General features: G+C 31.1%; 12 protein-coding genes. 10 read left to right on the top strand and 2 right to left on the bottom strand.

The features are described from left to right. Positions 1 to 11 precede the first annotated feature (11 nt). From ELQ12_RS07695 to cydB, 3 genes are read left to right on the top strand one after another with little or no spacing between them, the layout of a single operon-like run. A complete protein-coding gene (locus ELQ12_RS07695; RefSeq protein WP_002851632.1) occupies positions 12 to 245 on the top strand; it encodes a DUF4492 domain-containing protein in 234 nt (77 codons plus the stop codon). Beyond that, on the top strand, positions 246 to 1,808 hold the full coding sequence (locus tag ELQ12_RS07690) for a cytochrome ubiquinol oxidase subunit I (protein ID WP_070210683.1): 1,563 nt from the start codon (positions 246 to 248) through the stop codon (positions 1,806 to 1,808). Continuing rightward, on the top strand, positions 1,808 to 2,932 hold the full coding sequence (gene cydB / locus ELQ12_RS07685) for a cytochrome d ubiquinol oxidase subunit II (protein WP_002860923.1): 1,125 nt from the start codon (positions 1,808 to 1,810) through the stop codon (positions 2,930 to 2,932). Before ELQ12_RS07690 ends, cydB begins: the two co-directional genes overlap by 1 nt. Before the next feature lie 193 nt (positions 2,933 to 3,125). On the opposite strand, the gene ELQ12_RS07680 is transcribed toward cydB, so the two are convergent. Further along, positions 3,126 to 3,821 (bottom strand): aspartate/glutamate racemase family protein, encoded by a 696-nt coding sequence (locus ELQ12_RS07680; RefSeq protein WP_002860924.1) that lies wholly within the window; start codon positions 3,819 to 3,821, stop codon positions 3,126 to 3,128. 119 nt (positions 3,822 to 3,940) lie between these two features. Then, positions 3,941 to 4,636, bottom strand: a complete 696-nt coding sequence (gene ung / locus ELQ12_RS07675; protein WP_070243405.1) for a uracil-DNA glycosylase — start codon at positions 4,634 to 4,636, stop codon at positions 3,941 to 3,943. Between the two features lie 275 nt (positions 4,637 to 4,911). Between ung and aspA the strand changes: the two genes are divergently transcribed. From aspA to ELQ12_RS07640, 7 genes are all read left to right on the top strand, one after another. Continuing rightward, positions 4,912 to 6,318 carry an aspartate ammonia-lyase gene (gene aspA / locus ELQ12_RS07670; protein ID WP_002854440.1) on the top strand — a complete coding sequence of 469 codons (1,407 nt, stop codon included), beginning with the start codon at positions 4,912 to 4,914 and terminating at the stop codon, positions 6,316 to 6,318. 16 nt (positions 6,319 to 6,334) lie between these two features. Beyond that, on the top strand, positions 6,335 to 7,672 hold the full coding sequence (locus tag ELQ12_RS07665; RefSeq protein ID WP_070274131.1) for an anaerobic C4-dicarboxylate transporter: 1,338 nt from the start codon (positions 6,335 to 6,337) through the stop codon (positions 7,670 to 7,672). Between the two features lie 105 nt (positions 7,673 to 7,777). Continuing rightward, complete coding sequence (locus ELQ12_RS07660; RefSeq protein ID WP_134264680.1) at positions 7,778 to 9,139, top strand: COG3014 family protein; 1,362 nt, start codon at positions 7,778 to 7,780, stop codon at positions 9,137 to 9,139. Between the two features lie 9 nt (positions 9,140 to 9,148). Then, positions 9,149 to 9,517 carry a YcfL family protein gene (locus ELQ12_RS07655; protein WP_070285794.1) on the top strand — a complete coding sequence of 123 codons (369 nt, stop codon included), beginning with the start codon at positions 9,149 to 9,151 and terminating at the stop codon, positions 9,515 to 9,517. 23 nt (positions 9,518 to 9,540) lie between these two features. Continuing rightward, positions 9,541 to 10,164: a penicillin-binding protein activator LpoB gene (lpoB, locus tag ELQ12_RS07650; RefSeq protein WP_070261576.1), complete on the top strand. Its 624-nt coding sequence runs from the start codon at positions 9,541 to 9,543 to the stop codon at positions 10,162 to 10,164. Positions 10,165 to 10,245: 81 nt separating this feature from the next. Continuing rightward, positions 10,246 to 11,583: a DUF6844 domain-containing protein gene (locus ELQ12_RS07645; RefSeq protein WP_002871095.1), complete on the top strand. Its 1,338-nt coding sequence runs from the start codon at positions 10,246 to 10,248 to the stop codon at positions 11,581 to 11,583. Positions 11,584 to 11,592: 9 nt separating this feature from the next. Next, positions 11,593 to 12,795 carry a CsgG/HfaB family protein gene (locus ELQ12_RS07640; RefSeq protein ID WP_070261575.1) on the top strand — a complete coding sequence of 401 codons (1,203 nt, stop codon included), beginning with the start codon at positions 11,593 to 11,595 and terminating at the stop codon, positions 12,793 to 12,795. Positions 12,796 to 12,835 lie beyond the last annotated feature (40 nt).

The following is a 12,835-nucleotide window of genomic DNA, read 5'->3' as shown; positions in this document are numbered from 1 at the left end:
GTAGAATTTACATGTATCTTAAACACTTATATTTTAGTATTTCTCAAATTTTTAATTTTTACAAAGAAGGTTTTAAAAATTTAACTCTTGGAAAGACCCTTTGGAAAATTATCTTTATCAAACTTTTTGTTATGTTTGTGATTTTAAAACTTTTTGTTTTTGATGTAAATTTTAATTCTATTTTTAAAAGCGACAAAGAAAAAAGCACTTTTGTACTCAAAAATCTTACACTCGAAGGAAAATAAATGAACGAATTTAGTAGCGTTGATTGGTCAAGAGCGCAGTTTGCTTTAACTGCACTTTATCATTTTTTGTTTGTGCCTTTAACCTTAGGCTTATCTTTTATCATTGCTATCATGGAGACTATCTATGTAAAAACTAAAAATGAAAGATGGAAAAAAATCACCAAATTTTGGCTTTCATTATTTGCTATAAATTTTGCTATCGGTGTAGCTACAGGTATTATAATGGAATTTGAATTTGGAACAAACTGGGCAAATTATAGCTGGTTTGTGGGAGATATTTTTGGTGCACCTTTGGCGATTGAAGGTATTATGGCATTTTTTTTAGAGGCTACTTTTTTTGCAGTTATGTTTTTTGGCTGGGATAAAGTAAGTAAGGGTTTTCACTTACTTTCAACTTGGTGTGTGGCTATAGGAAGCAATCTTTCTGCTTTTTGGATTTTAGTGGCAAATGGTTGGATGCAATATCCTGTAGGAATGAGCTTTAACCCTGATACAGCAAGAAATGAAATGCAAAGCTTTTTTGAAGTAGCACTTTCTCCTGTGGCTATTTCAAAATTTTTACATACCATAGGCAGCGGTTATGTGATTTCAGCTTTATTTGTAATAGGAATTTCAGCTTGGTTTATGTTAAAGGGACGCCATATTATCGAGGCTAAAAAAAGCTTAGTTGTAGGAGCTAGTTTTGGTTTGGTTTGTTCAATCTTTTTGTTTTTCAGCGGAGATGAAAGTGCTTACCGTGTAACTCAAACTCAACCTATGAAACTTGCAGCTATGGAAGGGGTTTATCAAGGTGAACATCGTGCAGGACTTGTGCCTTTTGGAATTTTAAACCCTAAAAAAACCATAGACAATAACGAAAGTGTGTTTTTATTTGACATTACTATACCTTACGCTCTTTCTATATTAGGAAACCGTGATCCAAATTCTTTTGTTCCAGGAATTGAAGATTTAATCTATGGAAATGAAAGCAAAGGTATAGAACCTATGCAAAATCGTATCGATAGAGGAAAAATCGCTATACAAGCTCTAAAAGACTATAAACTTGCTAAAGAAAACAATGATACAATAGCTATGGCAAATCACAAATCTATTTTAGAAACTCATTTTAAAGATTTTGGTTATGGATATTTAGAAAAACCAAGTGATACTATTCCGCCTGTGGCTTTAACTTTTTATAGCTTTCATATTATGGTTGCTTTAGGAAGTTTTTTCTTTTTACTTTTCATTGTTACACTTTATCTTACTATGGCAAATGATATTGAGAAATTTAGAAAAGTACTTTGGGTGTGTTTGTTATCCATTCCATTGGGTTATATCGCCGCTGAAGCAGGCTGGATTGTTGCTGAAGTAGGCAGACAACCTTGGGCAATTCAAGACTTACTTCCCGTACATATCGCAGCAACACAACTTGGAAAAGTCAATGTTCAAATTTCATTTTGGATTTTTGCAGTACTTTTTACAGCCTTATTGATTGCAGAAGTTAAAATAATACTTACTCAGATTAAAAAAGGTTTTGACGCACATGCAGGACATACTCCACTTATGGGCAAAGGAGAAAAATAATGTTTTTTGGTTTAGAACTTGAAGGTTTGCAAATTTATTGGTGGTTGATTTTAAGTTTGCTCGGTGGACTTTTAGTTTTTATGTTTTTTGTCCAAGGTGGACAGACTTTAATCGATGAGCTTAGCAAGGATGAGCTTGAAAAAACCATGCTAGTCAATTCTTTAGGGCGTAAATGGGAGCTTGGTTTTACAACTCTCGTACTTTTTGGCGGAGCAGCTTTTGCAGCTTTTCCACTTTTTTATAGTACCAGTTTTGGCGGAGCTTATTGGGCTTGGCTTTGTATTTTATTTTGTTTTATTTTACAAGCTGTGGCTTATGAGTATCGTAAAAAAGAAAATAATGTTTATGGCTCTAAAACCTATGAAATTTTTCTTAAAATCAATGGATATTTAGGGGTATTTTTAATCGGAGTTGCAGTAAGTAGCTTTTTTAGCGGTTCTGAATTTATCTTAAATGAGCATAATTTTGTTTCTTGGCAAAACCCTTTGCACGGCTTAGAACTTTTACTCAATCCTTTTAATTATCTCTTAGGCTTAGCTTTGGTATTTTTAGCAAGGCTTTTAGGCGCAGCGTATTTTATGAACAATATCAATGATGAGAATATCAAAATAAGAGCTATGAAAAAACTTATGATCAATAGCATTTTGTTTTTACCTTTTTTCTTAGGTTTTTTAGCGTGGATTTTTTTAAAAGATGGTTTTAGCGTAGATGCCAATGGAACTGTAAGCATGAGTGCGAATTTGTATTTATATAATTTCTTAAATCAAATGATTTTTGCTATCTTGCTTGCTATCGGTGTGATTTTAGTGCTTTTAGGTATGATTCAAGGAGCAAAAGGTTGCTCTAAAGCTATTTTTACCCTAGGACTTGGAACGGTTTTAACAGTTTTTGCTTTATTATCAAGCATTGGTTTAGGTCAAAGTGCTTTTTACCCATCTTTAAGTGATTTGCAAAGTTCTTTAACTTTAAAAAATGCAAGTTCAAGCTATTATACTCTAAGCGTCATGGCTTATGTGTCTTTACTTGTACCCTTTGTTTTAGCTTATATTATCTATGTTTGGAATGCAATGGATAAAGTAAAAATTACACGCGAAGAAATCGCAAACGATGATCACGCATATTAAGGAGAAAAAATGTTACATGCTTTGTTTTTATTGGCTTGGCCTTTAGTAATTTATCTAAGCTATAAATTTATAATGCTAAATATCAATCAATTAGAAAAAGATAGCAAACTATAAAGCAAGATAAGATTTAAACCGATATAAGTATAAATCTTTTCAAAATATTGCAATTTGCCCATTTTTGGGCATCTTTTAATCATAAATCTTTTAAAGCTTCATTAGCAGCATCAAGGGCGTGAATAAGGCTTGTGTCAAAAATTTTAATATTTGTATCATTTTTGGATATTAATAAACCAATTTCAGTGCAAGCTAAAAGCACTCCCTTTGCCCCTTTTTCTTGTAGTTTTTTTATAATATTTAAATATTTTTCTTTAGAATCTTGCTTGATTTTACCTTTGCAAAGCTCATTAAAAATAATATCATTAACGATTTTTATATCTTCATCACTAGGAGTAATAACGCTAATATTTTCTTCAATCAGTATTTTTTTATAAAAATCCTGAGTCATTGTGTATTTAGTACCCAATAAACCAATTTTTTGTATGTTTTCTTGTTTTAAAGCCTTAGCAGAACTTTTTGCAATATGCAAAATAGGGATATTTATGTTTTGTTGAATTTCATCAAAAACCTTATGCATAGTATTAGTTGCAATTATTATAAAATTAGCCCCTGCAAGTTCTAATTTTTTAGCACATTGAGTCAAAATTTGTGCAGCTTCTTGCCATTTATCTTGGCTTTGTAAATTTTCTATTTCTTCAAAATTAACACTGTAAAGTAAAATTTTTGCAGAATTTAAAGATTTTAATTTATCATTTATAGCTTGATTTATTGTTTTATAATAAGTAATAGTGCTTTCAAAACTCATTCCGCCTATAATACCAATGGTTTTCATTTTTCTCCTTAAGAATTAATTTTTGAGTTATTTTATTGCAATATATTTCATAGAAATATAATTTATTTTTAAATAAATAAATATATTTTAATATTTTTATTAAAATTTAAAATAATTTTTTAAACTATTTTCCAATCTACAGGAATTTTACCAACTTTTTTTAAAAATTCATTAGCTTTTGAAAAATGCTTACAACCTAAAAATCCTGTTCTAGCTAAAGGGCTTGGGTGGGCCGCTTTTAAAATCAAATGCTTAGTATTATCAATCAAAATCTCCTTGCTTTTTGCGTAATTTCCCCAAAGCATAAAAACAAGCCCTGATTTTTCATTGCTTAATTTATGTATTATAGCATCACTAAATTCTTGCCAACCCCACGAACTATGACTAGCTGCTTTACTTGCTTCAACGCTAAGAATAGAATTTAAGAGCAAAACTCCTTGTTTTGCCCAAGAGCTTAAATCTCCGCTTTTTGCTGGAGTGATGTTTAAATCATTTTGCAATTCTTTAAAAATATTATTAAGACTTGGTGGGATTTTTACATTTTTTGGAACCGAAAAACTAAGCCCCATTGCTTGGTTTGGTTGATGATAGGGATCTTGTCCTAGGATAATAATTTTAATTTCTTTTAAGGGACATAAATTAAAAGCATTAAAGATTAAATTTGCAGGCGGATAAATAATTATATTTTGATCAATTGCATTTAGGTATTGTTTTTTGATTTCTAGAAAATATTTTTTTTGAAATTCGTCTCTTAAAAATTCTTTCCAGTCATCATTTATTTTAATCTTATCTATGTTTATTGTAATTTCTTCCATGTTATCCCTAATTATTTAAATTATTAAAAATTTTATTCTAGCAAAAAAAGCTTGCAAAAATATATTAATTTTTTTTGAAGTAAATAAAATTTTTTATATTAATAAAAATTAAATATAAAGACATAATTTAGGATATAAAAATACTTAATTTATTATATTTTGAAAGTATTTTAATTATTAACCAATTATTAACTAAAAATGCAATATCATTATTTTATGATTTAAATCAAAAATTTTTGATTTTAAATTAAAATACTTTTTATGAAAGGTTCAAAATGGGAACAAGAAAAGAACATGATTTTATTGGGGAATTGGAAATCTCTGATGAGGTTTATTATGGAGTGCAAACTTTTAGAGCTGTTGAAAATTTTGATATTTCTCATGATAGATTAAAAGATTTTCCTCGCTTTGTTAGAGCTTTGGCTAGAGTAAAAAAAGCTGCAGCTATGGCAAATCATGAATTAGGTCTTTTGGATAAAAATATCCAAGATGCGATTATTAAAGCATGCGATAAAATTTTAGAAGGCGGGTATTATGATCAATTTGTAGTAGATATGATCCAAGGAGGTGCTGGAACAAGTACAAATATGAATGCTAATGAAGTTATAGCAAACATAGGACTTGAACTTATGGGTCATAAAAAAGGTGAATACCAATATCTTCATCCAAATGATCATGTTAATTTAAGCCAAAGTACTAACGATGCTTATCCTACAGCTTTACACCTTGCTTTGCATGATTATTTAAGTGATTTGGCAAAAGCTATGGAACATCTAAAAAAAGCTTATGAGAGAAAAGCTGAAGAATTTAAAGATGTTCTTAAAATGGGTAGAACCCAACTGCAAGATGCTGTACCTATGACTTTAGGTCGTGAATTTAAAACTTTTGCCGTAATGATAGGTGAAGATATACAAAGAGTATTAGAAGCTAGAAAATTGATTTTAGAGATCAATTTGGGTGGAACTGCTATTGGAACGGGAATTAATTCTCATCCTGATTATCCGAAGGTTGTAGAAAGAAAAATAAGAGAAGTGACAGGTTTTGAATATACTGTGGCTGAGGATTTGATCGAGGCGACTCAAGATACGGGAGCTTATGTACAAATTTCAGGTGTTTTAAAACGTGTTGCAACAAAACTTTCTAAAGTATGTAATGACTTAAGACTTTTAAGTAGTGGTCCAAAATGTGGTCTTAATGAGATTAATCTTCCAAAAATGCAACCAGGTAGTTCTATCATGCCAGGTAAGGTAAATCCTGTTATTCCTGAAGTAGTTAATCAAGTTTGTTATTTTGTTATTGGAGCAGATGTAACTGTAACTTTTGCTTGTGAGGGTGGACAATTACAACTTAATGTTTTTGAACCAGTTGCAGCATATAGCTTATTTAATTCTATTGTAATGCTAGAAAAAGCAATGTATACTTTAGCTGATAAATGTATAGATGGTATTACTGCAAATGAAAAAATTTGTTCAGACTTTGTCTATAATTCAGTAGGTATAGTAACAGCTTTAAATCCTTATATTGGTTATGAAAATTCAGCTTCTATAGCTAAAGAGGCAATGAACACTGGAAAAAGAGTGGCTGATATTGCGCTTGAAAGAGGGCTTTTAAGTAAAGAACAAATTGATGAAATTTTAACACCATCAAATATGCTAAATCCTCACATGGAAGCTAAAAAATAGCATTTTAGGATTTAATATGGATATAATGATAATTTTGCAAGTAATCGTCCTTCTTGGGGCAATTTTTATCGGTATTCGCCTAGGCGGTATTGCTATAGGTTATGCTGGAGGATTAGGTGTAGTTATACTAGGACTTGTTTTAGGTATGAAACCTGGTAATATTCCTTGGGATGTTATTTTAATTATTGCTGCAGCTATTGCAGCAATTTCTGCTATGCAACAAGCAGGTGGACTTGATTATATGGTAAGGGTGACAGAAAAAATTTTAAGATCAAGCCCTAAATTTATAAATTATTTAGCTCCAGCTTGTGGATGGTTGCTTACAATCTTAGCAGGAACAGGAAATGCAGTATTTTCTTTAATGCCTGTTGTAGTTGATGTTGCAAAATCTCAAAACATAAAACCTAGTGCTCCACTTTCATTAATGGTTGTTTCTTCGCAAATTGGAATCACTGCTTCTCCTGTGAGTGCAGCTGTGGTTTATATGAGCGGAGTTTTAGAGCCACTTGGATGGAATTATCCAACTTTAATTGGAATTTGGATCAGTACAACTTTTATAGCTTGTATGCTTACAGCTTTTATAGTGAGTTTAATCACTCCTATGGATTTAAGCAAAGATAGCGTTTATCAAGAACGCTTAAAAGCAGGACTTGTTAAAGATGCAGGAGCTATTTTACATGGTGAAGATAAACCAGGTGCTAAACTTTCAGTAGGAATTTTCTTGATCACTGTTTTGGCAGTTGTACTTTATGCAACCGCAATTTCGAGCAATATTAAATGGATCGATCCTGTTGTGGTTCCAAGAGATGCAGCTATTATGAGCTTTTTACTTACTGCAGCAACTTTGATCACTTGGCTTTGTAAAGTTGAACCAGGTAAAATTCTTGATACCAGCGTATTTAAAAGTGGTATGACTGCTTGTGTTTGTGTTTTTGGTGTAGCATGGCTTGGAAATACTTTTGTTGCAGGACACGAAGCTTCTATTAAAGAAGTAGCAGGCGACTGGGTTAAACAAACCCCTGCTATGTTAGCAGTTGCATTTTTCTTTGCAAGTATGCTTTTATATTCTCAAGCAGCAACCGCAAAGGCCATTGTACCTGTAATTATCACCGCTTTAGGAATTTCAGCAACAAATCCGCATGATTCTTATATGCTTGTAGCTTGTTTTGCAGCAGTTTCAGCACTTTTTGTGCTTCCAACTTATCCAACCTTACTTGGCGCTGTGCAAATGGATGATACAGGAACGACTAGAATTGGTAAATTTATATTTAATCACTCTTTCTTTATACCAGGAGTTTTAGCTATTGCAATTGCTGTAGCATTAGGCTTTGTATTAGCTCCTATGCTTATTTAAATCAAACCCTAGGTTTTTCTCCTAGGGTGAAAATTTTTTCATTAGTTTTTAAATATATACTACGCTATAATATTCATTTTTAATTTTTTTTAAGAAAGAAATTTAATGAAGATAAAAGTTGGGTTGATTTTTTCAGGTATTGTTTGCCTTTTTTTAACAGCTTGTGTTAATCAGGTTAAACAAAATACAACATTTGAAAATGCTTTAACACAAAAATATTGTGGTGATAATTTTTTCAATCAAAATTTAGAAAAAATTAAAAAAAATGATGATGTCATTTATACAGGATTAAATGCAGGTTTGATTGCTAGAAATTGTGGTGATTTTAACAAAAGTAATGTATTTTTTGATGCTGCGGAAGAATCTTATAAATATGATGTGGATTTAGAAAATGTAGGCTCTAAAGCAACTAAATTTGTTGGTACAACCTTGCTTAATGATACTATAGTTGATTATGATGGTTCTTTATATGAAAGAATTATGGTTAATATATATAAAGCTCTAAACTATATGGAAGAAGATGATTATGAAAATGCAAGAGTTGAGTTTAATCGTGCTTTAATGCGTCAAGATAAGGCAAAAGAATATTTTGCTAAAGAAATTGAAAAAAATCGTGCTGATTTAGATAAGGCAAAAGAAGATAAAAATTATGATAAAAATATGAATGAAAACTCAAAAGTTATAGAAGCACAATACGATAACTTATTTAAAGAGTTTGATACAACAAAAAATTTCATAAATCCTTATGCGACTTATCTTGCTTCAATATTTTTCTTTATGGATAAAGATTATAGAAAAGCTGCAGATTTGTTTAGAGAAGTAGCTATTATTTATCCAAAAAACAAAACTATCAAAAAAGAGGCTAAAATTTTTAAAGAATATGCCACAAAAATAAAAGTCAAAAAAGCTAAAAAATATGTTTTTGTAGTTTATGAAAATGGATTCGGTGTAGTTAAGGATGAATTTGCTTTAACCTTACCTTTTATAGTGGATAAAAAAATTATTAGCACAAATATTGCTTTACAAACCTTGAAAAAAAGGGAAGCTTCTTTTGCAAATTTAAATATAAATGGTCAAAATACAAATGATTTTGTGGATTTAGACAATATTGTCGCTACTGAATTTAAAATAAATATGCCTGCAATGATTGCTAAAGCCTTAGCTCAAACTATAGTTAAAACCACTTTAAATGTAGCTGTTGCAAATAATGACTCTACAGGTGGATGGCTAAGTCTTGCAACAGCAGTAGCAACTGCTGCAACCAACAAAGCTGATGTGCGTTCTTGGAGAGGTTTACCAAAAAGTATTGCCGTAGCAACAATAGAAAACGACGGAAATTTAGAAATCAAAGATCCACAAGGCAATATTTTGTTTCAAAAATCATTGGATAAAAATAAAAATGCTCTTGTGATAGTGCGTTCTTTTGCTCCGTATTTACCTGCAAGTGTTGCTATCATGGAAAAATAAGGCTAAAAGATGAAAAAAATTATTTTATTTATTTTAATGTTTTTACTTAGTGCTTGTGTGCCAAGTTATCAAATAAATTCAAATCAAAATGCTGTAATTTTAGGTTCAAATTTACCAAAAAGTTTAGTAAAACAATTTCAAAAGCGTATAAATAGCAATGGTTATTTAGAATTTGAAGTGATTTTACGCAGTACTTTTGCTAAAAATGTAATTTATAAAGTGGATTGGTTAGATAAAGATGGTTTTGTGCTAAGAGATGTTTTAAATGAGGACTATCAAGCCCTTAGAATTCCAGCAGGACAAGAGGTGATTCTTCGTAAACTTGCATCTGATATAAGAGCGAAGGATTTTAGATTAGAAATTAAAGCAAAAAATTAATCTCATTTTAGGAAGGATAAATCATGAAAAAAACAAAAATTTTAGGAACAGCTCTTATTGGAGCTTTGCTTTTTAGTGGTTGTGCGCAAACAGCTTATACAGATGGAAAGGCAAGTCAGGTAAAAAAAGGCGATGCTTTAACCTTGGGTCTTGATAGACAAGATTTTGAAAGTGCAGCTGAAACTATGATAAATAGTATGTTAAGCGATCCTGCTTTTGCAAATATTAAACCAGGTACAAGAAAGGTTATTGCTATTGGTAGGGTTGTAAATGATACCCCACAAAGAATCGATACTGAAAAACTCACCGCAAAAATCACTTCTGCATTAAGAAAATCAGGTAAATTTGTTCTAACTTCAGCAGTTGCTGCAGGCGGAGCACTTGATAGCATGAGTGAAGATGTAAGAGAATTAAGAGATAATGATGAGTTTAATCAAAAAACCATAGCAAAAAAGGGTACATTGGTATCGCCTGATTTTTCTCTTGCGGGTAAAATTAGACAAGATAATGTAAAACTTAGCAATGATAAAACTCAAGTAGAATACTTTTTCTTACTAAGACTTACTGATTTAACATCAGGTTTAGTTTATTGGGAAGATGAACAAACTATTGATAAAACCGGTTCTAGTAAATCAGTTACTTGGTAAAATAAAAATTAATTTATGAATAAAATTTTTAGCTCAAGTGTTTAGCTTGGGCTTTTTTTATCATTTTTAAAAGGATACGAAATGAAAAAAATATTATTTATCGGCTCTTTAGTTATGGCAAGTTTACTTTATGCACAAGGTTCCCAGCCTGTAGAAATTACACAACAAGATATAAATACTCAAAATGAAATGTCTGACGCAAGTACTAAGGATATTACCCCAAAATCAATTGAAGATTTTTTTGAAGAATTTGCCGATAATTTCGGTATAGAATATGGTATAACCAAAGATGGAAAAACTTTTTATACGGGAAAAAGTACTGTTGCTGTAAATGATACTGATCCACAATTTGCACAAGCTTTACAAAATGCTTATCAAAAAGCAATGTTAAATTTGCAAAGCGAATTTATAAGAGATGCTTTTGGAAGAATTGCTACAAGCAGGATTCAAAATTATGAAGCAGACAATTCTACTAATGCTAAGGAATTTGATGAATTGCCAAAAGGTGATAAGGTTGATCAAATTTTAAATAAACTTACACAATTAGCTGGTGCTCAGCTTGATAAGGCATTAAAAGATTTAGGTATAGATGCAAATTCTTTAAGCGAAGACAGAAAAAAGACTTTATTAAAGCAAGAATTTCTTAATAAAACTATGACAAATGCCATAGGTTCTATGAGTGGACTTGTTCCTGTGCAAACTATAGTTACACAAAGAAGAGGTGAGTATGATGTAGGTGTTATTGCTGTTATTTCCAATAAAACTCGCCAATTAGCAAAAGATATGGCACTAGCAAGACAGAGTGCTATTAAGGGTAAAGGCAAGGCAATAAGTGAGTATCTGCCAAAAGATACAAAAGGCTTTTTAAATGAATATGGAATTCGCTTAGTTTATGATGAAAATGGTGCGCCTATTATTTTAAGTTATGGAAACTGGGGTTATGTAGCAGATCCTAGCAATGCTAAAAAAACAAATATTTTAGAAGATAGAGCCAAAGAAACAGCACTTGCTATGGCTGATGCTGCTATTATAGAGTTTATTAATACAAATTTAAGTCTTAAAGATGAAAGAACAACTGGTGATACTTACGAGGAAATCATCAAACAAAGTATTAATGTTAATGATAGTTCCACTCAAGAACAAACTCAAAACATAACAAATATTATTGATAAAGTAAATAGTAAAATAAAAGCAAGCGCAAGCGGTAAAATTCGTGGTATTCGTACTCTTAAAAAATGGAGCTATACAAGTGAAAATGGTATTGAACATGTAGGAGCTGTGAGATTTTATTCTTATGAAAATTTAGCCAACACAAATGAGGCTTTAAATTCAAAGTCAAATGCAACAAAAAATGAAGCTAAAAAATCTTCTAGCATACAAAGAAGTTCTAATGTTGTAAATAGCATGGATGATTTTTAAAGGTAAAAGATGAAAATAACTAAAATTCTTTTTCTAGGCTTATTTTTAAGCCTAAGTCTTAATGCTAAAGTTATAACCACAACTTCAACAAAATCAAGCATAGGCGAAGGCACAGGTTTAACTAGGGAAGATGCGATAAACAATGCCATTATAGAAGCTATAGGAAAAATGAGCGGAGTAAGCATCAATTCTCTTAAGAAATCTAACACTAGCGTTTCAACTGGTAATTCAGGTTCAAACATACAAGATAATTACAGCGAGCAAATTTCAAAAGCCACCAAAGGTAGAGCCGATACTTATGAAATCAATAGTGTTGAACAAGATGCAAATGGTAAATATACAGCCAATGTAACGATTTTTAAAACCACAACAACAAAAAAGTATCAAGTTCCAGTTTTAAGTGCAGATAATAGAAGAAGTATTACTGTTTTTGATTCTACTCCAGATGCTGCAAAAAGAGGCATAGGCTCAGCTTTGCAACAAAAAATCATTTCTGATTTATTGCAAAGTCGTAAATTTAATGTTTTAGACCGTGATTCTAGTGGCTATTATGAAATGGAAAAAGCTTTAATCAAAAGTGGCGACGCAGCTAGCGATGAAGTTTATAAACTTAAAAATGTGTTAGCAACAGATTATATTTTATTGTTTTCTATTTCAGGACTTGAAGGTAAACAAAAAACAAGCAATTTAACAGGAAAAAGCAAAACTGAAATTGAAGTTATCGTAGATTATCGTGTGCTTTTATTTGCTACAAGACAAATTAAATTTTCTAATACTTTAAGTATGAAAGTCAATCTTAAAGACAATAGTCTTAGTGCCAATGAAACCGCACTCAAACAAATTGCAAATCGTATTGCAGGAGATATTTTAAATGCAATTTATCCTTTGAAAGTTGCAAGCGTTGAAAACAATGAAGTAGTATTTTCTCAAAGCTTAAATCAAGGTGATATTTATGAATGTTTTGCTCTTGGGAAGGTTATAAAAGATGCTTATACAAAAGAAAATACAGGAAGAGTAGAAAGCAAAACAGGAAGTATTGAAATCACTCGCACAAGCCCTAAACTTTCTTATGCAAAAATCACAGAAGGTAGTGTAAAAGTAGGCGATATTTGTAGACCTTTAATTGGTAGCAATAGTGGAAATGGTTATACTATAGGTCGTGATGCAAATTATGAAACCCAAGAAGGTGGCGGAGTAAATCTAGGCTTTTAAATTTTTAGAGTTTGATTTTTCTCAAACTCTAAATCCTTTC

The organism is Campylobacter sp. US25a (assembly GCF_004379075.1).
GTDB lineage: Bacteria > Campylobacterota > Campylobacteria > Campylobacterales > Campylobacteraceae > Campylobacter_D > Campylobacter_D jejuni.
This window is presented reverse-complemented; position numbering and strand designations above follow the sequence as displayed.